Here is a 21,870-nt window from a genome sequence, read left to right as displayed (position 1 = left end):
CATATGCTGACGCTCTATTCGCCGGAGTCCGCGCCACGGACCGCGTAGGCGCTGCGCTTCGATGCCGAGAAACGCAGAAGCCCCAGAATCGAAGGATCGACGCCGGTTCGTCGGCGACAGAGGATGTTGAGGACGATGGTCGCGAGCGCCAGCGACACAGTGGCCGAGATCGCTGCGCCAAGAACGCCGAGCCAGGGAATGAGGACGAGAAATCCAACCAGCCGTAGCGCTACGTTCCCGGCAATCACGGGGACATACTCGCGCTCATGGCCGGTCAGTTGCAATATCGCCGCAGACGGACCGCCCGCCGCCTGGACCGCCGTTCCGATCGCGAGCACGATCAGGACCCAGTGCTGCGCAGCGAAATGTGGCCCAAACAAGTTGAGTAGATGGGGACCTCCAACCCAGATCAGGAGGAGTCCGCTGACCACGCACACCGCGGTCACTTCCGCCATGAGCCGCAACGTTCGCTCGAATTCCTGATGGTTCTTGCTGAAGTACAGCGAGGGGAGCCGACGTGCGCCAAAGCTGTACAATGCGGCCGACAGCATGGCGAAGATGTTGGCCAGGCGCGAAGCGGCAAAATAAATTCCGGCGGTTGCCGGGTCCAGCATCCAGTAGACCAGAATGACGTCGAAATATTGGTTCGCGGCTTCGAGAATGGATGCGACCCAGAAATGAAGCGCGCTCGATCTCCAGCGCGACGGCTCGGAACGCACCGCCGTGCCGCGGAAATCCGGTAGAACTCGCGCAATCGCGATGATCTGTGCGACCAGCCCGACCGACATGGCAATCGTCATCACGGCGATCAATTCGGCGGGATCAAGCTGCCGATGGCCGAACATGATTGCGAGCAGAAACAGCACCACGCTGACTCGCCAGAAGAACTCCCTGTTTCCTTCCCCCATGAGAATGCTGACCAGCGAGCGTGCGATCTGGCTGCCAAGCATCAGTCCGGCATTCACGGCTGTGTAGGCCGACACCGCGACAACCAGCAGCCACGAGGCGCCTTTGATGTTCGCGCCGATCGCGATTGCGCCGATCGCAATCAGCATCGCGACGGAGGAAATCTTGAAGCTCGATAGCAGCACGCCCTTGGTGAGATCAGGCTGATTTCCCACCCGATACTCGTTCAGAAATCGCACCAGCAGCGATTCCTGGCCCACCAGACCGACGACCGCTGCCATCTGGGCGACCGAAAGCCAGGTCGCAAAGATGCCAAACCCATCGGGCGACATCGTTCGTGCCGCAAGCGAGAACAACGCGAACGCAAGCGCGCCGCTACCAACCTTGAGAAGGATGGTTCCGGCAACACCGCGCGTCACGTCGCGCCGCATGAATTGGACGATGGATTCGATCATGGAGATTTAAGGGGCAACTTCCCCTGAAGAGACATTTTCCGATTACCTGCGACAGCCTAGCATGCCGAAAAACCGCGAGTGTTAATGGACGGCCTCCATGATCCCGCCCTCCGCGGCGACGTCGCGGCCATGCCTGTTGCTTCACTATGGAACATCGCTGACCCCATTGTCCCAGATAGAGCAAAGTGCGGCCCGGTCGCGTGGCGGCAGAGCGCCGCATCGACGGCCGATGAGGCGAGATGAGCCATTGGAATGCGGACCGGCTCAACGGGAATGGCCATCCCGAGCAAGGCGCGTGCCGGATCTCATCGGGCCGGGCAGGTCTCCGCTGCGTTAACCGAGATATCGAGAAATGATCGCGTTTGGTCCTACGATGCGACATCAGGCGAGAGAATTGCACGGGCAACCATCGTTGACCGTGGGAGCCTGAACCATGACGGCGGATAGCAACGTGACCGAGCCGAGCGCTGGATCTGCGACCGCGGCGATCGTCGTCGACATCGCGATCGTCGGCGGCGGCCTTGCGGGCTCGCTCGCGGCGGCCGTGCTCGCGCGGGCAGGGCATCGTGTCGCTCTCGTCGACAAGCGCGCGGTCCATCCGGACGAGTTTCGGGTCGAAAAAATAGGCGGCCGTCAGCTGGAGATGTTGCGCAAGCTGGGCTTCCTCGATGCGCTCGACAACGTGGCCTGTCGATATGATCAGGTGCTCAACATCAGGGAAGGCAAGGTGGTCGATGTCAGCGTCGGCCGGGCTTACGGGCTTCCATATGCCGATCTCGTCGCCATGGCGCGCAGCCAGCTGCCTGATCCGTCCAGCCTCATTGTCGATGAGGTCACTGCGGTCAATTGTCGCGACGATCTCCAACATGTCGAGCTCGCGTCAGGGGGGCGCATAACTGCGCGCCTCGTCGTGCTGGCCACGGGCATGGCGGGCGTGCTCGGCTACAAGCTCGGCATCAAGCGGCGCGTGCTGGCCGAGCGCCATTCGGTTTCGTTCGGCTTCACGATCGCCCGCCGCGACCACGCGCCGTTCGATTTCGAGGCGTTGACCTGTTATGGGGAGCGCACAGCGGACGGCATCGATTATCTCAGCCTGTTTCCCGTGCGTGCCGGCATGCGGGCAAATCTCTTCATGTTCCGAGACCCGACCGATCCGATCATGCGCGAGCTGCGCCGTGAACCGGAGGCGACGGTCTTGCGCCTGCTTCCGGGATTGCGGCCCTACCTTGGCGATTTCCACGTGATCGACCGGGTGCAGAATTGGGTGATGCACCTGTCCGTCGTGGAAGGACATCTCCAGCCCGGAGTCGTGCTCATCGGTGATGCGTTCCAAACGAATTGTCCGGCCGCCGGCACGGGCGTCGCCCGTCTGCTGGTCGACGTCGAGCGCCTCTGCACCGAATATGCGCCGCGTTGGCTCGGGACCGAGGGCATGGGCCGGGAGAAGATTTCTGAATTCTATTCCGATCCCGACAAGGTCGCGGCGGACCAGCAGTCACTGAAGATGGCGCGCTTCCGGCAGGCCCTGACGTCCCGCAACGATATTGGCTGGGACGTGCGGCGGCGGCTGCACTTCCTGCGACGCAGTATCACCCACCGGCTCGATCAGATGCGGCCCGGCTGGCTCGCCCAGGTTCGAAGCGCGCTACGCGCCTGAGAGCGGCACCCGGGCGGCCCCTCGCACCGGTCAGCGCGTCGGCGTCGAGGTCCGGGTCGGCAGGAACCTGAACTCCGACATCCGCTTGGCGGCCAGCTTGAGCCAAGGCGCCTGTTTCAGTGCGAACAAGGAGATGGCGCCCGTGGTGCTGCCCGCCTGCGTGACCGTCCACATCGGTGAAGGCTGAGCGCCGAACTGCTTCTTGTAGGGCTCGTCGCCGATGGTGAAATCGAGCATCTGATCCCCGCGCTCGATGCAATCCTTCGCCACCTGCTCGAACATCAGCGCGCCCAAGGACTGGCTTTTGTATCCGGCAATGTCGAAGGCGCCCATGATCACGAGGAAGCTGCCGTGATGGCTGAGTCCGAGCACGGCTGCGATGACCTCGCCGTTCATCTTCATCGCATAGAGCCGGACAAAGGAGCCGAGGCCGCGCTGCGCCACGTCGGAATAGAAGCCGTAATATTCGGGGCGCTGGAGCAGATCTCCGTCGCCGTGTGCCTGAAAGCGCGGCCCGCGAAATTTCTTCATCACGTCCAGCACCTCCAAGACAGCGGCACTGTCGCGGCAGCATGAAAAACTCAAGTCCCCCTTCTTCTGGAGCTGCCGGGCTTTCTTTGCGAGCTCCTTCTGGTAGGAACGGTCCAGCGCACTGGCGCGCCATTGCTCGAACGGCGCGACCAGAACGGTCGCATAGGCATTGGTGTCCATCGCTATGCGGCGGGGCGCAGCCAGCAGGTTCTCGATCGGAAGCCGTCCATCCGGCAGCTTGGTCATCCGGAGCAGATCGAACGGGCGGACGAGGCACCGGATTTCTGTGCAGGCACTCTCGTCCTTGAGCAGCTCGGAAAATACCTGCGGGCTGCATACGGGCGCGAGGTAGTCGGAAACGCGGAGGTCGGCGAATTCGACGGTCCGTATCGGGCCGCGCCGGATCCGCAGCAAGGGCAACACCATCGCAAGGGCGCCCGTCGCGCGGTGGCGGACCACGACAACCAGAGGAGTTGCGCCCACATGAGACGCGAGCCTGGTGTAGAGGGTGTCGAGCCAGAGCGGATGCTGGAACGCGGTGGCGGCCGAGTTGTCGAACAGCTCCGCGTAGTCCGGCGACAGGAAGTCGAATCCCTGCTCGATGGCGATGTCGAATGTGTTGCTAGGTCTGTTCATACGCAACCAAGAAAGCAGATGGCTCGGGACGATTGATGGAGCCGGATCTACGCTCTATAGCAGGGTCGTTACGGGGGAGACACCGGCGGCGTATGATTTGCATTAATCCTTCGAGCGAGGCGCGTATGGTTACCAAACCGCTAATTCCTCATCGAGCGGCCTCGCAGCCGAAACAGCCACGACCGCGTCAACCCCCCTCGTCAGAAATATTCCACTTTACCGAAATTCGGTTTTAGCGTATGTGTCGTCCATCCCGGCTCATCCTTGAGGGGCGATCTTGTGGTCGTCATGTTCGCGAGCCGGGCTTGCGGTGGACGCGGCAGCGTTCGGGTGCGAGAGGCTAAGGGCAGGGCGGATTGCTCTCCGTGAGCCCAGGCTGCGTTCCGACGAGCGGCGCTGCTAGGCTTCGTCTCGTCTGTAAGTTTCCGGCTCCGTCGACAGGGCTGGGAAAACTGCGGCGAAATGGCGAACCGTGCGTACGGCAAAAACCGTGTGGTCCTGGCCGTCGTTGCTACGGTCAAGCCCTGGCGAATGCGGCATCTGCGTCAACCGGCGCGGTGGCGGTGACTTTCGTTGGGACGAGGGAGGCCAAAGAGAACTCGGCTCCCGGGAGAGCACGGCATAAGCCGTCCAACTATCGCGCAGGGAAGGCCGAGTGATTGGCTACACCTGTATGCTGCTGTGCGGTTTTCCTGCGTGTGCTTTTCGCGCAGCGGACCGCGGGTGCCAGCCGGCACCCGGCCTTCCCTGCGCCCTCTTGGACAAGAGGGTGAAGCGACCAAGCAAAGCTCGGGCGAAATGCGCCGCGAGAACGCGAAGGCGTGTCCGTCTACCTCGAGATTCCGGTTCGAGCACCGATGTCTTGTCCCTAACGCTAGGGACAGACACGTTGCCGCGATCCGCTTAGCATGATCGCCCGCTTGCTCGGGACCGCAGGAGGGAACGCGTATGTCGGACGACGTGCCTTCTGGGCAGCGTCGGTGCGTCCCGGAGAGCAGTGCAAGCTCGAGCCGGGGCGCCCGATGCAGCCGGCGGAGTCATCAAAGCGGACAGGGAGGAACGGGACATGAAGATCGGTTTCGCGCGAGCCTCGCTTCTTGTGGCATGCGTCCTTTTTGGAAATGCTGCTCACGCGGACATCAAAATTGGAATTGTGATTTCGGCAAGCGGCCCGGGATCCGCTCTGGGACAGCCGCAGCTCAAGACGGTTGCAGCTCTTCCGAAAGAGATCGGTGGAGAGAAGGTGACCTATATCGTCCTGGACGACGAGTCGGATTCGACCAAAGGGGTCCAGAACGCACGCCGGCTGGTGATCCAGGATAAGGTCGACGTGCTGGTCGGCTCCTCTCTGACCCCGGTGACCATGCCGATGCTGGATGTCGCGCTCGAATCGAAGACGCCGCTGCTGTCGCTCGCTGCCGCTACGGCCATCGTTCAACCGATGGATGAGAAGCGTGCCTGGGCTTTCAAGGTCGTTCCCAATGACGACCTCATGGCGGCCGCCATCCTCAAGCATATCGCGACATCAGGCGTGAAGACGCTCGGCTATATCGGCGTTTCGGATGGCTACGGCGAGGGCTACTACAAGGAGGTGAGCCGCCTCGCGCCTGCGTTGGGGCTGACCGTAACCACACATGAGGTCTACGCGCGCGCCGACACCAGCGTCACCGGTCAGGCGCTGAAGGTGATGTCGACCAATCCCGATGCCGTCTTCATCGCGTCCGCAGGAACTCCGGCCGTCCTGCCGCAGCAGGCGCTCCGCGAGCGCGGATACGCCGGGAAGATATTTCAGACACACGGCGTGGCCAGTGAGGAGTTCATCAAGCTCGGCGGCGCGAACGTCGAAGGTGCGGTATTCGCGGGCGAAGCTTTTACCATTGCCGCCGATCTTCCCGCAGGAGATCCGTTCCGTCGTTCGACGGAGGAGTTCGTGACCGCGTATGAAGCGGCGAACGGACAAAAGCCCAACATGTTCGCTGCTCACCTCTGGGATGTCGTGGCACTGATCGGAAAAGCTGCACCGGATGCGCTGAAGACGGCAAAGCCTGGCACAATCGAATTTCGCGCGGCGCTGCGGGACGCACTCGAGCGTGGGCAGAACATCTATCTCAACAATGGGCTGTCGAACATGAGCAAGGCCGATCACAACGGCTATGATGAGCGCTCGGCCTTTCTCATCAAGGTCGAAGGCGGGAAGTTCCGCCTGGCAAAGTAGCGGCGCGCCGATGCACGATCTGGTCTGGTCCGCCTCAGACCCAGCCGCCATCGACGATGTAGTGCTGGGCTGTGCAGGCAGAAGCCTCGTCGGAAGCGAGGAAGATGGTGAACTTCGCGACCTCGTCGGGCATGAGCTTGCGCTTCAGGCATTGTCGTTGCATGAGCTCGACCTCGCCCTGGGGTGTCATCCATTTATCGAGCTGGCGCTCAGTCATGATCCATCCCGGCGCTATCGCGTTCACGCGGATATTGTAGGCGCCGTAATCGCGCGCCAGAGAGCGTGTGAGACCGATCACACCCGATTTGCTGGCGGTGTAGGCGGCCATGCCGCCTTGTCCGGCGATCCACGATACCGAGCCGAAATTGATGATAGCGCCGGCGTTCGCCGCCTTCATGTCCGGCAACACGGCCTGCGCAGCAAAGAACTGGTGCTTCAAGTTGACCCCGATGCGGTCGTCCCAATATTCCGGTGTCATTTCCTCGGTGCTGTGCCGCTCGTCATGCGCGGCATTGTTGACGAGGATGTTGATCGCGCCGCGCACATTGCGCGCCTCCGCGACACCGGCACGTAACGCGGCAATATCGGTCAAGTCGACACGCATGAAACGCGCGCTAAGACCTTGATCCGACAGCTCGCGTGCCAGCGATTGGCCCGCGTCGACATTGATGTCGAAGAACACGACATTGGATTTCTGCTGTGCGAAGCGCCGCACGATCGCAGCGCCAATTCCCGATGCGCCTCCGGTGACGAGAACGACCTTGCCGGCGAGGTCGGAATAAACGGCAGCCATGGATATCCCTCGATTTGCGTTGGGGGCAGCGCGACGCGGCCCGACTCTCCCGCTCACCTTAGCGACCTCCCTCGTGAGGTGCATAGGTCAGAATTTCAGTTGCGTACCTCAAAAATCGAAGGCAGGATTGCATCAAAGAATAAGAGCCCTTGGGAGGAATGTGATGAGACTGCTCGGGAAACTGGGACTAGCCGTTGTCGCATGCCTGTTCGGAGCGAAACTCGCTGCGGCCGAAACGACGGTCAAGTGGCTGCACATCGAGGCCAACCCGGCCCAGGTCAAAATCTGGGAGGAGGTTGCGCGCGCCTATGAGGGGTCGCATCCCGGCGTCAAGGTCGAGATGCAGTTCCTCGAGAACGAGGCCTACAAGGCCAAGCTGCCGACCATCCTGCAATCCAAACACCGGCCCAACATCATCTACAGCTGGGCCGGCGGTGTCCTGAAGACGCAGATCGAGGCCGGTGTGCTCGACGACATCACCGATTCTGTGAAGGGCTACAGCGACAGTCTCACACCGGCGGCGCTCGCCGCCTTCACCAGCAACGGCCGTGTTTATGGTCTGCCCACGGCGCTCTCGCAGGTCGGCTTCCTCTGCAACAAGGAGCTGATGGCCAAGGCGAAGGTCGACCCTGCCGGGATCAAGAGCTGGGACGATCTGCTTGCTGCCGTGAAGACGTTGAAATCCGCCGGCGTGACCCCGATCGTGGTCGGCGGCGCCGATAAGTGGCCACTGCACTTCTACTGGACGCATCTTGCTGTGCGCATCGGCGGCAAGGCGGCGTTCGATGCGGCGTTGCGTGGCGAGAACGGCGGCTTTGCCGGGGAAACCTTCCAGAAATCCGGCGAGCTGTTCAAGCAACTCGTGGATCTCCAACCGTTCCAGAATGGCTTCCTGGGTTTCAAGAACCCGCAGGCGGTCGGCTATTTCGGCGACGGCAAGGCGGCGATGACGCTCGCGATCAGCACGGTCTATCATCTGCAGCGCGCTCTCGCCGCCGACAAGGTCGGATTGATCGAAGACAAGATCTGCTGGTTCGACTTCCCGGTCGTGACCGGCGGCAAGGGCGCTCCGACCGATACGCTCGGGGGCATCACCGGTTGGTTGATCACAAAAGGCTCGCCGAAGGAGGCTGTCGATTTCCTGAAATACTTCGTCTCCAAAGAGGTGCAGACGCGGCTTGCCGCGGGCAACTTCATCATCCCGGTGGTGCAGGGTGCGGATGTCGGCCTCAACAACGCCTTCATGAAGCTGATCGCCGCCAATCTGGCGAAGTCGAACTACCACCAGAACTTCTATGACCAGAGCCTGGGTCCGTCGGTGGGCCGCGTCGTCAACGACGTCACCGCCGAGATCGCCGGCGGCAGCATGAGCCCGCAAGAGGCCGCCAAGGCGATCGAGGCGGCGTGGAAACAGGGCAACTGACGGTGACGCGGCGGACCGCGAGCGTGTCGGCGATCGGCGCTGCTGGCGAGATGATCCCGCAGGTCACGATCCGTGGCCCGAGTTGGGACGGCAGGCTGACGGTGCTCATCCTGTTCCTGCCGCCGGCGCTGCTGTTGTTCACGTTGTTCGTTGTGCTGCCGATCGGCGAAGCAGCCTGGTATTCGGGCTTCAATTGGAACGGGTTCGGCAGGCCGACCAACTGGATTGGCCTGGACAATTACCGCTTTGTGCTGGAGACCCGCGCCTTCTGGCTCGCGCTGCGTAACAACGGCCTGATCATCGCTGTTTCGCTCGCCATCCAGCTGCCGCTTGCGCTCACCCTGGCCTTGATGCTCGCCGAACGCTTTCGAGGGGCGGTGGCGCTGCGCATGCTGTTCTTCATGCCCTATATCCTGGCGGAGATCGCGACCGGGCTGATCTTCAGCTTCGTCTATGATGGCGACTACGGCCTTGTGGCCTCGATCTGGCGCAGCTTCGGCGCCGAGCCGCCGCATCTGCTTGCATCGACGGATACGGCCATGCTGGCGGTGCTGATCGTGGTCGTCTGGAAGTACTTTGGCTTCCACATGATGCTATTCATCGCAGCGCTCCAGGGCCTCGACAAGAGCCTGGTCGAGGCGGCGCGTATCGACGGCGCGACCCGATCGCAAGCCTTGCGACATGTGGTCATCCCCTTGCTCTATCCGACGATCCGGCTCTCCGTGTTCTTCGCCATCGTCGGCTCGTTGCAGCTGTTCGATCTCGTCATGCCCCTGACGCGCGGCGGGCCCGCGGACGCCTCGAACACGATGGTGAGCTTTCTTTACAACAATGGCATCTCGCGCATGCGGGTCGGCTACGGCAGTGCCATCGGCGTCATTCTGTTTGCGATCTGCGTGACCTTTGCCTTCACGTACAAGCGATGGTTCATGCGCGATGAGTAACGTCAGGACCATCCGAGCGCCGTTCGATCCCTCAGTATTGTTCAAGCTGGTGTTCCTGGCCGTTGTTGCCATCATCGTAATGGTGCCGCTGCTCGCGACCTTGTTCGGTGGTTTCAAGTCGCTCGGCGAACTGCGCGTCAATCCGTTCGGCCTGCCACGTCACTGGGAGTGGCAGAACTATGCCGACATCCTGTTCTCGGCACGCTACTGGCAGCTCTTGCGCAACTCGCTGATCATCTCGACCCTCACGGTAGCCTTGACCCTGATCGTCGCCTCGATGGCGGCGTTCACCTTCGCCCATATCAGGTTCTACGGCAGCTCGATGCTGCTGAGCTACCTGACGCTGGGCCTGCTGTTTCCGGCCGCGACGGCGGTGCTGCCGCTCTTCATCAAGGTACGCGATCTCGGGCTGCTCGATACATATTTTGGCGTTGCGCTGCCGCAGACGGCTTTCAGTCTCGCCATGAGCGTGCTGCTGCTGCGGCGTTTCTTCAAGGACATCCCGTACGAATTGCTGGAGGCCGCGCTGGTCGACGGCTGCAGCTATATCAAATTCTTCCGCTATGTGACCTTGCCTTTGTCCCGGCCGATCCTGGCGACCGTCGGTACCATCACTTTCGTTAACAGCTGGAACGCCTATCTGCTGCCGCTGGTGATGCTCAACACCGACGCGCTCTATCCCTGGCCGCTCGGTATCATGATTTATCAGGGCGAGTATTCGTCCGAGTGGCATCTGATCCTGGCCTTCATCACGTTGACCATCCTGCCGACGATCATTCTCTTCCTCCTGGCGCAGAAGCACATCGTCGCAGGCCTCACCGCCGGCGCGGTCAAGGGATGAACGGTACCTCACGGAGATCACAATGAGAAAAGTCGGCATCGGCATCATCGGCTGCGGCAATATCAGCACCGCTTATCTGAAGGCGGCCCAGCGCTTCGCGGTCATGGAAATCAAGGCGCTCGCCGATATGCGCAGCGATGCGGCAGAGCGGCAGGGCGCCGCCTTCGGGTTGCCGGCGATGCGGGTTGATCAGCTGCTCAAGCGAGACGACGTTGAGATCGTCATCAATCTCACTGTGCCACTCGCCCACACCGACGTCAGCCTGGCGGTGCTGAACGCCGGCAAGCACGTTCATTCCGAGAAGCCGCTCGGCATTAACGTCACGGAAGCGCGCAAGGTGATGGAGCTCGCCGCGCAGAAGAATCTTCGCGTCGGTTGCGCGCCCGATACGTTCCTGGGCGGTGGGCACCAGACCGCGCGCAAGCTGATCGACGATGACGCGATCGGCACGCCCGTGGCCGGCAGCGCGTTCTTCGGCTGCCCCGGCCATGAGCGCTGGCATCCGGCGCCGGGTTTCTATTATTTGCGCGGCGGCGGCCCTATGCTTGACATGGGCCCGTACTACATCACCGATCTCGTGCAGCTGCTCGGCCCGGTGGCGAGCGTGATGGGCTCGACCGCGCGTCCGAAATCCGAGCGGCTGGTCACCAGCCAGCCGATGAACGGAACGCTGATCCCGGTCGAAGTTTCGACCCATGTCGCCGGCACGCTCGAATTCGAGGGCGGGGCGGTCGTCTCGATCGCGATGAGCTTTGATGTGCCGAAGCACCGGCACGCGCCGATCGAGATCTATGGCGACAAGGGCAGCATGCTCGTGCCCGATCCGAACCGCTTCGGTGGCGAGGTGCAGGTCGCCAAGACCGGCGGCGACTGGGAACCGGTGTCGCTGACCCACGGTCATGTCGATGGCGAGTTCCGTTCCATTGGCGCCGCCGATATGGCCTCCGCGATACTGAACAACCGGCCGCATCGTGCGAGCGGCGCGCTCGCTTTCCACGTGCTGGAGGTGATGGAGGCGTTCCAGATCTCTGCCGAGGAAGGCCGGCGCGTCAAGATCGAGAGCCGCGTCGAGCGGCCGGCGATGCTGCCGGCCGGGCGTGAAACCGGACAGATCGACTGAGGACAGAAACATGCGCAAGGCAATGATTGTATGGGGCGGTTGGCCCGGGCACGATCCCGATCTCTGTGCTTCGATGATCCGTGGTTGGCTGAAGGCTGAAGGCTTCGAGGTGCGGATCGAAACCACCACCACCGCGTTCGCCGATCCCGCGATTCACGACCTGTCGCTGATCATCCCGATCTACACCATGTCGACAATCGAGAAGGCGGAAGCGCTCAATCTCTGCGCTGCGGTCCGGAGCGGCGTCGGGCTCGCCGGCCATCATGGCGGCATGGGCGACGCATTCCGCGATTCCGTCGACTACCAGTTCCTGTGCGGCGGGCAGTGGGTTGCGCATCCCGGCAACATCATCGACTACAAGGTCGACTTGACGAAGCCGGATGATCCCATCATGAAGGGCCTGAAGAGTTTCGAGCATCGTTCCGAGCAGTACTACATGCATGTCGACCCCGCCAACGAGGTGTTGGCGACGACGACCTTCACCGGCGAGCACGCGCCCTGGATCGAGGGCGTGGTAATGCCCGTGGTCTGGAAGAAGCGATACGGCGCGGGCAGGGTGTTCTATTCCTCGCTCGGCCACCGCGCTTACGAACTCGACGTACCGGAAATCCGAACGTTGATGACCCGCGGCATGCTGTGGGCGGCGCGCGAATGAATGCTGGTGCGAGCCAGCCGGTGATTCGTGCCACGCTTGAGGACGTTGCGCGCACGGCGGGTGTTTCGCTCGCCACGGTCGACCGCGTCGTCAACCGGCGCGAGGGCGTGCGCGCCAAGACCGTCGCGCGGGTCGAGGCCGCGGTGGCAAAACTCGGCTATCGAGCCGACGTCGCGGCCGCGCGGCTTGCCCGCGGGCAGACGTTCCGCTTTGCCTTTGTGCTGCCGACGGGCAGCAACAGCTTCATGACCAACCTGACCGAGCAGGTCCAGCGCACCGCAGACTGGCTCGCCGGCCAGCGCGGCTTCATTGATATCCTGCGTGTCGACGTGTTCGATCCGGACGTACTCGCCGCCGCGCTGGAAAATCTCTCGCCTGCCTATCAGGGCGTCGCCGTGATCGCGCTCGACCATCCCAGGGTGCGCGCCGCGATCGACGAACTCACTGCGCGCGGGGTCGCTGTGGTGACCCTCGTGTCGGACGCGCCGAGCTCGCGCCGGCTGCACTATGTCGGCATCGACAACCCGGCGGCAGGCCGCACCGCTGCAACGCTGATGGGACGGTTCCTCACTGGTCGCAAGGGGACGGTGGCCGTCATCGCGGGATCGTTGTCGCTGCGCGATCACACCGAGCGGCAGTTCGGCTTCCACCAGATCCTGTCCAGCGAGTATCCGAACCTGCACGCGCTGCCCGTGATCGAGGGCCGCGACGACAGCGAGCGCACCCGGGAGCTCACTGCGGCACTGCTCGCGCGCCAGCCCGATCTGCGCGGCATATACTGCTGCGGCGCCGGGAACCGTGGCATCGCCGACGCGCTCGAGGCCTCGGGACGGGCGCGCGAGGTGGTCTGGATTGCCCATGAGCTGACCCAATACACGCGGCGTTTCCTGGTCCGCGGCACGCTCGATGCCATCATCAACCAGGATCCCGGCCACGAGGCACGGTCTGCGGCGCGAGTCCTGCTCGCGCATTGTTCGGGTGAGCCGATCAGCCCCGACCAGGAGCGCATCCGCATCGACATTTTTCTGCGGGACAATCTGCCGTAGCCTCGACTGACCTGCGGGGCGCATCAGAAGCTCTCGGCCATTGCGGCCAGGCGTCGATGGGCTCGTTCGCGAGCCACCTCAATGGGCTGTTGCGGTCCGGTGGTTGGTCCGATCGGAATGAAACGGACATTGTTGATACCGACAAAACGCAAAATTTCGCGCAGGTAAGGCGTTGCCATGTCGATGCGCCCGCGGTTCATTCCGGTGGCGAAATCGCTGCCACTGGCAATGATGACGATGGTCGGCCGGTCCTTCAGCAACGGGATATACCCCAGCGACGGATCGAACCGAAAGGTGAGCCCGGGCTGGACGATGATGTCGAACCATTGCTTGAGCTTATAGGGAATACCGAAGTTCCACATCGGCGTCGAAATCAGCACCCGCTCGGCGAGCGCTAAGCGCACCGCCATCCGCTCGGCTTCCGCGAAGCTGTCGCGCTGCGCGTCGTTGAAGGCCTGCGCCTTCATCCGTGCATATTTGGCTTCGACAATGGGGCCTGAAAATTCCGGCAAGCGCTCGCGCCAGAGATCCATAACGTCCACGTCCCAGTCGGGCCGAGCTTGGCGAAAGCCGTCGAGGAAAACGCGTGCGCCGGCGCCTGACCAGGAGTCGTCGCGGGGCGAGCAGGACAGGTGCAGGAGCTTCGCCACCGTTCATCCCAGCGCTTTGATGACCGCATCGGCCTTGGTCACGACGGCGACGTTCTGCATGGCGAAATTGATCGACGCGGCGTGCCAATCGGCGTTCATGGTCGAGCAGCAATCCTCGGGAACGATCATGAAGTAGCCCTTGTCGGCACCGGTCCGCGCCGTGTGCTCGACCGACATGTTGGTCCAGGCGCCGGTGTTGATGATCATGTCGCGGCCGGTGGCTTTCAGGATCGTTTCGAGCCTCGTGCCCTCCCAGGCGCTCATTCGTACCTTCTCGACCACGAAATCGCCGGGCCGTGGTTCGAGACCTGACACCGGTGCCGCCCCCCAGCTTCCGCGCACCATCGCCTTGCTGTCGACGAGACCCTCGAACAGCGGCGCATTCAGCGTCACGCCGGGCGCGCCGGGCTCGACGACGAACCAGACATGAATGATAGCGACGCCGCGCACCCGCGCCGATTCGGCCAGGCGGCGGACATTCTCGACGACGCGCTGCTGCTTCGCGTGACCTGGCGCGCCGGAATCGGCAAAGGCGCCGCCGTCCATGATGACGTCGTTCTGGAGATCCTGGATGATCATGGCGCAGCGTCGCGGGTCGAGCTGCATTTCGCCGTCGGCAAGGATGGGGGCAGCGGAAGCAGAGCCCGCGGCCGCCGTGCCGCTGCCTCGCTTGCCGCTCATATAGGGCTCGTGGCGCGGTCCGACCCTGGTGGGAATGGCATAGACCGAGTGCGTCGAAGTCAGATACAGCGTGCGGAAATCCGGCCCGCCCCAGGTAAGGTTGGCGACGAGTTCGGGCAAGCGGAGCTTGCCGAGCAGCTCGCTGCGCGGCGAATAGACCCAGACCCCGCCGGGTGCCGTAACCCAGACGTTGCCGTGCTGGTCGCACTTCATGCCGTCGGGCAAGCCGGGCTCGAGCTCGGAGCGGATACCGCTCGCGAACACACGCGCACTCGACAGCGAGCCGTCGCCGTTGACGTCGAATACACGGATGAGTGCCTGTACGGTGTCGTTGACATAGAGCAATTTCTCGTCGGGCGAGAAGCACAGCCCATTCGGCTGGTCGAACAGATTGCGATCCACGACCAGCTTCGGCTCGGCGCCGGGCACGACGCGATAGACGCCCTGGAAACCGAGCTGCCTCGGCCGCTCGACGCCATAGACCGGCATGCGGCCATACCAGGGGTCCGAGAAATAGATCGCGCCGGAGGAGTGCACGCAGACGTCGTTGGGGCTGTTGAGCTCCTGTCCCCCAAAGTGCGAGGCCAGCACCTCGCGCCGCCCGTCCGGCCGCTCGCGGATCAACGACGATGTCGCGTGCTCGCAAACGACCAAATTAAGTTCGGCGTCATAGGTCATGCCGTTGCATTTGTTCGACGGGCGTTTGACCTCGGCAATGCCGTGCCGCGAATCCCACCGCCGGCGCACGTCGCCCGGCATGTCTGAGAACAGCAGATAATGATCGACCGGATGCCAGATCGGTCCCTCCGTGAAGTCAAAACCGGTGCCGATTTGCGCGACTGGTGCGTAGGGATCGATCAGGGTCTCGAATTCGGAGCGCAAGGTGACGTGGGTCATCGGTCGATCCTCTGGCGTCTAGGCCGGAAACCAGTTGCGCTGGGGCAGAGACTGCACGACCGGCCCAGGCACCTGGTCGTGCAGCCGGCCGACGACGTTGCCGCCTTCGATCTTGGCGGGGCGGTCGTGGACCGGCAGCAGATAGCGCGAATTGCTGAGCAGCTTTTTGATGGCGGCCTTCTCGGCCCGCTTGGTGGTGCCGTGGTTGCCAGTGGTGCGTGGCTCCCAGTCGTGGATCTCGTTGAAGGGCGTCACGATCTGATCGTTGAAATCGTAGATCACGTCGCCGCAGATGGTGGCGATGCCGTCGGCGGTTTCGACGATGATGTTCATCGAGCCCTCGGTATGCGCATTCGCAGCGTCGCAGTAGACGCCCGGCATCAGCTCGATGGGACCTGTAATCTCGAGGTCGAGAAAGCGCAGCGCACTCTTGGTGTGCAGACGGTCGATCAGATGCTTGATATCCGGCGCCGGATATTGCGGATGCATCAGGCCGGACACGGAATATTCAAGCTCCCGGCGGTTGAGGACGACGGTCGTGTTCATCGGAAACAGATCGTCCTTGCCGGCGTGGTCGATGTGCAGATGGGTGTGGCAGACGAAACGCACATCGCCCATCCGCACGCCGTGCCGCGCAAGCTGGTTCTCGATCATGTGCTCGTGATACTGCAGGCCGCGCATCCCCAGCGTTTCCATGATCTGGTTGGAACGGTAACCGGTGTCTACCACGACCGGATACTTGCCGCCGAGGATCAGGAAACCGAGGGTGAGGACGCGGCGGGTGCGGCCGCAATCGCGGCCGAGAACCAAAAAGCTCGATTCCAGCTCAATATCGCCATAGTCCAAAATCTTGATCTCCAGCGGCATTCCGTCCCTCCCTGTGTCCGTTCTCGTTGTTTCCTCGGCGCTCAGAGCCGATAGACGCGCATAGCGGTGGTCTTGAAAATGGCTTCGCGCTGATCATCGCGTAGCGGCGCCGCGGCGGCACGGAATGCATCGATCAACGCGCGATAGCTGGTCCACAATTTCTCGATCGGAAAATTCGAGCCGAACAGGCAGCGTTCGGCGCCGAAGATCGCAATCGTATCGGTCAGGACGGATGCGACATGCGCGGGGTCGTTGCGGTGGATGAAGGTTCCGAGCCCCGATAGTTTCGACACGACGTTCGGGCATGCGGCGAGGCGGGCCATCCCGGCGCGCCACGCGGCGCGGCCTGCCGGTGAAAGGTCCTCCAGCATGCCGGCGTGCTGGAGGATAAAGGTCACCTTAGGGCAGGATTCCGCAAGGCGCGCAGCGTCAGGCATCTGTGGCGTGAACACCTGAAGGTCAAAGCTCCAGCCATAATCCGCAAGGCGGGCGATATTGCGCTGGATCACGGGATCGGTGCAAAGGTCCGGCCGCGCGGCAAAGCGATAAAGCGGGTTCTCGTGCCAATGCAGTTGCATGCGAACGCCGCGTACGAGGGCATAACGCTTCAGGCGGTCGAGCTGTGGACGCACGTCGTCCACCGAAAAGTCGGCGTAAGCTACGATGGCATGCGGCCAGCCGTGCTCCTCGGCGGTCTGCTGCACCCAAGCGGCCTCGTCCTCGAAGCGGTCATTGGCCCAGTTGGTCTGGACATAGACCGAGCGGGTAACGCCGCTGCCCTCGATGTCGCCGAGATATTCCTCGATCGGGTAATCGCGCCGGATCGGCTCGTACGGACCGAAGATGCGCGGCTGCATCGGACCCACCAGCCAGGGCAGGTCGGTCTGGCGCCAGATATGATGGTGCCCATCGACGACGTCGGTCACGCAACTCTCCTTTGTCCCAGCGCCAGCACATGCGCGACGATCGACGCGCTCGAGCCACCATCGACGAGGTCGTCGACGAAGCGTTCGATCGCGACCAGCGCTTCGGTCTGCGGGCGAAAGTCGGGACCAGCCGCGAGCGGTGTCAGCCAGCTCACGCGCCACGCACGGCGCGATAGTTTCGCGACCGCATCGCGCAGCGCATCGGGTTCGCCCCGTTCCAGGCCGTCGGAAACGATGATCACGGCAGCGCCCCGCGCGTATCCACCGAAGCGGGGCACGGCGAGAAACGCCTGAAGCGCATCGCCGATTCGGGTGCCGCCGTCCCAGTCGCTGACCGCATGGGCCGCCGCCCTGAGCGCCTGCTCTCGGCGTTTGAGTCGCAACGGGCGGGTGATGCGGGTCAGCCGCGTGCCGAAGGTGAAGACCTCGACGCTGGGCGCCGCCTGCACCAACGTGTGCGCGAACTTCATATTCTCTTCGGTGCGGGTCTTCATCGAGCCGGAGACGTCAATCAGAAGCAACATCTTGCGTGGGCGCTGCCGCCGCTTCAAACGCCCCAGCCGGAGAATTTCGCCATCGCTGCGAACGGAGTCGCGCAGGGTGCGGCGCAAATCCGCGTAGGGTCCGCTGCGAGCCCGCATGCGGCGATGGCCGCGCCGCTTCGGCAGGCGCCTCGGCGCCTCGCGGGACAGCCGGCGCAGCGCATCGGTGGTCGAGAGCTGCGCAAAGCGGCGCTCGACCAGGGCTTCGGCGCGCGCAGCTGCGAGACCGGACTCGTTGGCCTCGTCCGACAACAGCGGCTCGTCGTTTCCACGGGCCTCCTCTTGCAGCCGAACAGTCTCGTCGTCCTCACCGTCATCGACGCGCTCGATTGCCTCGTTTCCGCGAAAGTGCAGATCGAACAGCCGGTCGAACGTTGCGCGACGCTCCGGTGGAGGAGCCAGTGTTGCGAGGGCTGCCTGCCGAATGTCCTCCAGGCTGCGGGGACCGAGCAACTGGATTGCGGCCAGGAACGACGTCGTCTGTTCCGGTGCGACGGCAAATCCGTTCGTTCGCAACAAGCCGACGAACGAGATGAATACACGCGCAGCGCGCGGCAGTTCGGGTTCGGCGCTCATGCAGAGGCCTCCGCCAGCAGGGCATCGAGGCGCGGCGAAATGAAGTGCAGATCCTCCTCGTCTTTCAAGGCAACGCCGATCGAGCGCCTGAAGGCATCAGGCCACCGTGCGCCGCCCTTGTGCAGCAGCGTGGCGGCCTCGGCCCAGTCGACGGCCTCGGCGATCCCGGGCGCCTTGCTGAGTGGTTCGCGTCGCAGCTTCTCGACGGCGGCGACGACGGCCCGCGCGGTCCCCTCGGCGACGCTGGAGGCCCGCATCATCACGATGCGCGCTTCGCGCTCGGCGGAGGGATAGTCGATCCAGTGATAGACGCATCGCCTCCGCAACGCTTCATGAAGATCCCGCGTGCGGTTCGAGGTCAGGACGACAACCGGGCGCTCAGAGGCGCGAACCGTACCGCGCTCCGGAATCGAGATCTGGAAGTCGGACAGGAACTCGAGCAGGAAGGCTTCGAATTCTTGGTCGGCGCGGTCGATTTCGTCGATCAGCAGCACAGTTGAGTCAGGTGCGCGCAGCGTCGCCAGCATCGGTCGCTCGATTAAAAACGTTTCGCCGTAGATGTCGACGCTCTCATCGCCGGCCTGGCGGATTGCGAGCATCTGGCGCGGATAGTTCCATTCGTAGAGTGCGGCAGATGCGTCGATGCCTTCGTAGCATTGCAGGCGGATCAGGCGGCGGCCCAGGACCGCGGCAATGGCTTTGGCGGCCTCGGTCTTGCCGACGCCCGGCGCGCCCTCGAGCAGCAATGGCTTGCCGAGTGCCAGCCCGAGATAGGCTGCGGTCGCCAGCCCCTCGTCGGCAAGGTAATAGGCTGCCCGAAGCGCTTTCTCCAGTGCCTCTGGGCTGTCGATGCCGACGATGTTGCTGCGGACGGCCATCGAGACCTCAGCGCCGCGCCTGAGGGCGCGCGCCGCCCTCGGCCTTGATCGCGCGCAGCACCTTCTCCGGCGTAATCGGCAGATCGTCGATGCGCACGCCGACGGCGTTGAAGATGGCGTTCGCAACGGCCGGCAATACGGGATTCGCGCACATTTCGCCGGGCCCCTTGGCGCCGAAGGGGCCATCGGGAGCGGGGCGTTCCAATACGGCGATGTCGTGCGGGCAGATATCGCCAGGACCGGGCATGACATATTCGACGAAGTCGCGAGGGCCGTGGACCGGGTCGGGATAATAGGGTTCTGGCGTCTCGTAGAGCGCGTGACTGACGCCCATCCAGGCGCCGCCGACGAGCTGTTGCTCGACCAGGCGCGGGTTGAGCGCACGGCCGAGCTCATAGGCAGAATCCATGCGGATCATCGTGACCTCGCCGGTCTCGTCGTCAACCTCGACCTCGGCGACGAGACAGGCATGGGCGTAACAGGTCGCCGGCGACATCTCGCCGGTTTCCGGATCGACATTGGACAGAGGAACCAGGAAGATGCCGCGGCCGGCGATGGTCTTGCCCTGCTTGAACTGCGCGGCGATGGCGACGTCCTTGGTGGAGATCGAGCGGTGCGGCGCGCCCTTGACGTGGATGTTGCCACGTCCGTCGGTTTCGAGATCGGCGGCGTTGACCTCGAGTTCTTCTGCGGCCGCCTCCATCATCACGCCGCGCGCCTCGCGCGCCGCCGCCATCACTGCATTGCCGACGCGATGGGTGCCGCGCGAGGCGAACGAGCCCATGCAATGCGGGCCAGTATCGGAATCGGCGGTATCGACATAGACGTCCTCGACGGGTACGCCGAGCGTCTCTGCGCAAATCTGCCGCGTGACCGACTTCATGCCTTGGCCGAGGTCGATCGAGGACAGCGCTACGGTGAACTTGCCGCTTGGATTGGAATGAACCAGGGCTTGGCTGGGATCGCCGCCGAGGTTCATGCCGATGGGATAGTTGACCGACGCGATGCCGCGTCCGCGATGTCGCGTCATCTCAACGCCTCCTGGTGCCGAACACGGATGAGAATCGGCCCGCCCCATGCGAGGGCGATGTTGGTCGCGGTGGCGATGGCGGTGGCGGCGCGGGCGGTGGGGGCTCGCGCGGGGGTTCGCGCGACGCGGCCGTTGGCAGGCGATCATAGCTCGTGCGCTGCTGCGCCGGCGCGGTCGTCCGTACGTGGATGTCGGCAGGCGTCCGCGGGATGGCAGCGCGGCTGCCGCCTCCGTCTTTGCGGGAGGAGGCGCGCTTGAACTCGTCGCGGATCGGCCATTTGGCTTTCTCGGCCGCGACCTGGACGCACTCGATCAGCGCCGTGTTCTTGGCCTCGCGCCGATGCGCCTTCATGTCGCCGTCGCGATAGGCATTGAGGATGCGGAACTCCATCGGATCCATGCCGACGAGGTTCGCGAGCTTGTCCATCTGGCATTCGATCGCAAAGTCCATGGCGGTGACGCCGAAGCCGCGCATCGCGGTTGCAGGCGTACGGTTGGTGAAGACGCAGTAGACGTCGCCATAGACGTTCGGGATGGTGTAGGGTCCTGGCAGATGGGCTGCGCATTTCACCGCTGCATAACTGGAGAGCCGCGTATATGCGCCGCTGTCGAAATATGCGCGGATCTTTCTCGCGACGACGCGGCCATCGCGCATCACGCCGTCCTTGATGTAGATGCGCTCGGCGCCGCGCGGCGGGCCGTATTGCATCTCTTCTTCGCGTCCGAACACGTAGCGCACGGGACGTCCCGTCAGCATCGCACCCAGGATGCATAACGGTTCGGTCAGCGTGTCGACCTTGCCGCCAAAGCCGCCGCCGACGGTGCCGCCAATGAAATGGAAGGTGTTGGAGGGGACGTCGAGGATCTTGGCGCAGGTATCGACCGAGAAGAACAGCGCCTGCGTCGACGTATAGACGACATAGCGCCCGTTGGTGTCGGGCGCCGCGATCGACCCATTGGTTTCGGTCGGCGCGTGCTCGATTGGTGACATCTGGTAGCGTTGTTCAAGCACGTGATCGGCGGTCGCGAGTGCGGCATCGGCATCGCCGAAGCGGAGCTTTTGGTGGTCGTATGTGTCGTGATAAATGAAGGCATTCTTCGGATAGGTATCGTTGACGACGGGCGCTCCGGCCTTCAGCGCATCTTCCACGTCGAACACGGTTGGCAACGGCTCATAGTCGATCCGCACCTTTGCGATCGCCTCGAACGCCTCGCGCTCGCTGTCGGCGACGATGGCCAGGATCGGCTCACCCTTGTAGCGGACCTTGTCGACGGCCAGCGATGGTTCGTCGTCCTTGCCGAAATTGATCAGGCTCAAAAGTGTGTTGAGGTTGCGGGGCACGTCGGAGCCGCGGATGATCCGGCGCACGCCGGCTGAGCGCTCGGCGTCCGCGGTATCGATCCGCCGGATGCTTGCATGCGAATGGGTCGAGCGAACGACTTTCAGGTGCAGCATGCCCTGGAGCTTGTGGTCGTTGAAATAGCTCGAGGTGCCCGTGACATGGCCAAGCATGTCCTGGCGCTGTGTGCCCTTGCCGATCTCGTTGAGATTATCGTCGCGCTCGTCGGCGAAGATGTCCTTGCGTAGTTCCAGCATGATC

Annotated in this window: 19 protein-coding genes; 8 read left to right on the top strand and 11 right to left on the bottom strand. The window is 63.3% G+C overall.

The genetic code is table 11. The features are described 5' to 3' along the window. Positions 1-14: 14 nt before the first annotated feature. Complete coding sequence (locus tag IVA93_RS24120; protein WP_085395444.1) at positions 15-1,361, bottom strand: lipopolysaccharide biosynthesis protein; 1,347 nt, start codon at positions 1,359-1,361, stop codon at positions 15-17. A gap of 433 nt (positions 1,362-1,794) precedes the next feature. Between IVA93_RS24120 and IVA93_RS24115 the strand changes: the two genes are divergently transcribed. Next, positions 1,795-3,018, top strand: a complete 1,224-nt coding sequence (locus IVA93_RS24115; protein ID WP_018458716.1) for an FAD-dependent oxidoreductase — start codon at positions 1,795-1,797, stop codon at positions 3,016-3,018. A gap of 30 nt (positions 3,019-3,048) precedes the next feature. Here the strand turns inward: IVA93_RS24115 and IVA93_RS24110 are convergent, their stop codons facing one another. Beyond that, complete coding sequence (locus IVA93_RS24110; protein ID WP_247370716.1) at positions 3,049-4,185, bottom strand: GNAT family N-acetyltransferase; 1,137 nt, start codon at positions 4,183-4,185, stop codon at positions 3,049-3,051. A gap of 1,066 nt (positions 4,186-5,251) precedes the next feature. Between IVA93_RS24110 and IVA93_RS24105 the strand changes: the two genes are divergently transcribed. Next, positions 5,252-6,400, top strand: coding sequence for an ABC transporter substrate-binding protein (locus tag IVA93_RS24105; RefSeq protein ID WP_085352421.1), 1,149 nt, complete (start codon positions 5,252-5,254; stop codon positions 6,398-6,400). A gap of 34 nt (positions 6,401-6,434) precedes the next feature. On the opposite strand, the gene IVA93_RS24100 is transcribed toward IVA93_RS24105, so the two are convergent. Next, the gene (locus IVA93_RS24100) at positions 6,435-7,193 is read right to left on the bottom strand and encodes an SDR family NAD(P)-dependent oxidoreductase (protein WP_018458719.1); all 759 of its coding nucleotides are present in this window, start codon (positions 7,191-7,193) and stop codon (positions 6,435-6,437) included. Between the two features lie 163 nt (positions 7,194-7,356). On the opposite strand from IVA93_RS24100, the gene IVA93_RS24095 reads away from it, so the two are divergent. Genes IVA93_RS24095 through IVA93_RS24070 form a run of 6 tightly spaced genes read left to right on the top strand, consistent with a single transcriptional unit; the run spans position 7,357 to position 13,222 of the window. Then, the gene (locus tag IVA93_RS24095) at positions 7,357-8,616 is read left to right on the top strand and encodes an extracellular solute-binding protein (RefSeq protein ID WP_247789250.1); all 1,260 of its coding nucleotides are present in this window, start codon (positions 7,357-7,359) and stop codon (positions 8,614-8,616) included. A gap of 2 nt (positions 8,617-8,618) precedes the next feature. Beyond that, the gene (locus IVA93_RS24090; protein ID WP_524536869.1) at positions 8,619-9,560 is read left to right on the top strand and encodes a carbohydrate ABC transporter permease; all 942 of its coding nucleotides are present in this window, start codon (positions 8,619-8,621) and stop codon (positions 9,558-9,560) included. Beyond that, positions 9,553-10,401 carry a carbohydrate ABC transporter permease gene (locus IVA93_RS24085; protein WP_247370710.1) on the top strand — a complete coding sequence of 283 codons (849 nt, stop codon included), beginning with the start codon at positions 9,553-9,555 and terminating at the stop codon, positions 10,399-10,401. Before IVA93_RS24090 ends, IVA93_RS24085 begins: the two co-directional genes overlap by 8 nt. 22 nt (positions 10,402-10,423) lie before the next feature. Next, positions 10,424-11,521: a Gfo/Idh/MocA family protein gene (locus IVA93_RS24080; protein WP_247370706.1), complete on the top strand. Its 1,098-nt coding sequence runs from the start codon at positions 10,424-10,426 to the stop codon at positions 11,519-11,521. Positions 11,522-11,531: 10 nt separating this feature from the next. Then, positions 11,532-12,176 carry a ThuA domain-containing protein gene (locus tag IVA93_RS24075; protein ID WP_247370703.1) on the top strand — a complete coding sequence of 215 codons (645 nt, stop codon included), beginning with the start codon at positions 11,532-11,534 and terminating at the stop codon, positions 12,174-12,176. Further along, positions 12,173-13,222 (top strand): LacI family DNA-binding transcriptional regulator, encoded by a 1,050-nt coding sequence (locus IVA93_RS24070; protein WP_085352453.1) that lies wholly within the window; start codon positions 12,173-12,175, stop codon positions 13,220-13,222. The genes IVA93_RS24075 and IVA93_RS24070 overlap by 4 nt, the downstream gene beginning before the upstream one ends. 23 nt (positions 13,223-13,245) lie before the next feature. On the opposite strand, the gene IVA93_RS24065 is transcribed toward IVA93_RS24070, so the two are convergent. From IVA93_RS24065 to IVA93_RS24030, 8 genes are read right to left on the bottom strand one after another with little or no spacing between them, the layout of a single operon-like run. Continuing rightward, positions 13,246-13,872, bottom strand: coding sequence for an FMN-dependent NADH-azoreductase (locus tag IVA93_RS24065; RefSeq protein WP_247370699.1), 627 nt, complete (start codon positions 13,870-13,872; stop codon positions 13,246-13,248). 3 nt (positions 13,873-13,875) lie between these two features. Beyond that, a complete protein-coding gene (locus IVA93_RS24060; protein ID WP_204510803.1) occupies positions 13,876-15,450 on the bottom strand; it encodes an isochorismatase family protein in 1,575 nt (524 codons plus the stop codon). An 18-nt stretch (positions 15,451-15,468) separates the two neighbouring features. After that, positions 15,469-16,317, bottom strand: coding sequence for an MBL fold metallo-hydrolase (locus tag IVA93_RS24055; protein WP_007593031.1), 849 nt, complete (start codon positions 16,315-16,317; stop codon positions 15,469-15,471). Between the two features lie 41 nt (positions 16,318-16,358). Beyond that, positions 16,359-17,243 carry an amidohydrolase family protein gene (locus IVA93_RS24050; RefSeq protein WP_247370694.1) on the bottom strand — a complete coding sequence of 295 codons (885 nt, stop codon included), beginning with the start codon at positions 17,241-17,243 and terminating at the stop codon, positions 16,359-16,361. Then, positions 17,240-18,361, bottom strand: coding sequence for a vWA domain-containing protein (locus IVA93_RS24045; protein WP_247370691.1), 1,122 nt, complete (start codon positions 18,359-18,361; stop codon positions 17,240-17,242). The genes IVA93_RS24050 and IVA93_RS24045 overlap by 4 nt, the downstream gene beginning before the upstream one ends. Next, on the bottom strand, positions 18,358-19,239 hold the full coding sequence (locus IVA93_RS24040) for an AAA family ATPase (protein WP_018458729.1): 882 nt from the start codon (positions 19,237-19,239) through the stop codon (positions 18,358-18,360). The genes IVA93_RS24045 and IVA93_RS24040 overlap by 4 nt, the downstream gene beginning before the upstream one ends. Before the next feature lie 7 nt (positions 19,240-19,246). Then, positions 19,247-20,269: a xanthine dehydrogenase family protein molybdopterin-binding subunit gene (locus tag IVA93_RS24035; RefSeq protein ID WP_085352430.1), complete on the bottom strand. Its 1,023-nt coding sequence runs from the start codon at positions 20,267-20,269 to the stop codon at positions 19,247-19,249. Position 20,270: 1 nt separating this feature from the next. Continuing rightward, a complete protein-coding gene (locus tag IVA93_RS24030) occupies positions 20,271-21,866 on the bottom strand; it encodes a xanthine dehydrogenase family protein molybdopterin-binding subunit (RefSeq protein ID WP_247370686.1) in 1,596 nt (531 codons plus the stop codon). Positions 21,867-21,870: the final 4 nt, after the last annotated feature.

Origin of the sequence: Bradyrhizobium sp. 155, from assembly GCF_023101105.1 — a bacterium.
GTDB lineage: Bacteria > Pseudomonadota > Alphaproteobacteria > Rhizobiales > Xanthobacteraceae > Bradyrhizobium > Bradyrhizobium canariense_D.
The sequence above is the reverse complement of the archived record's forward strand: the minus strand, read 5'-3'. Positions and strand labels throughout refer to the sequence as shown.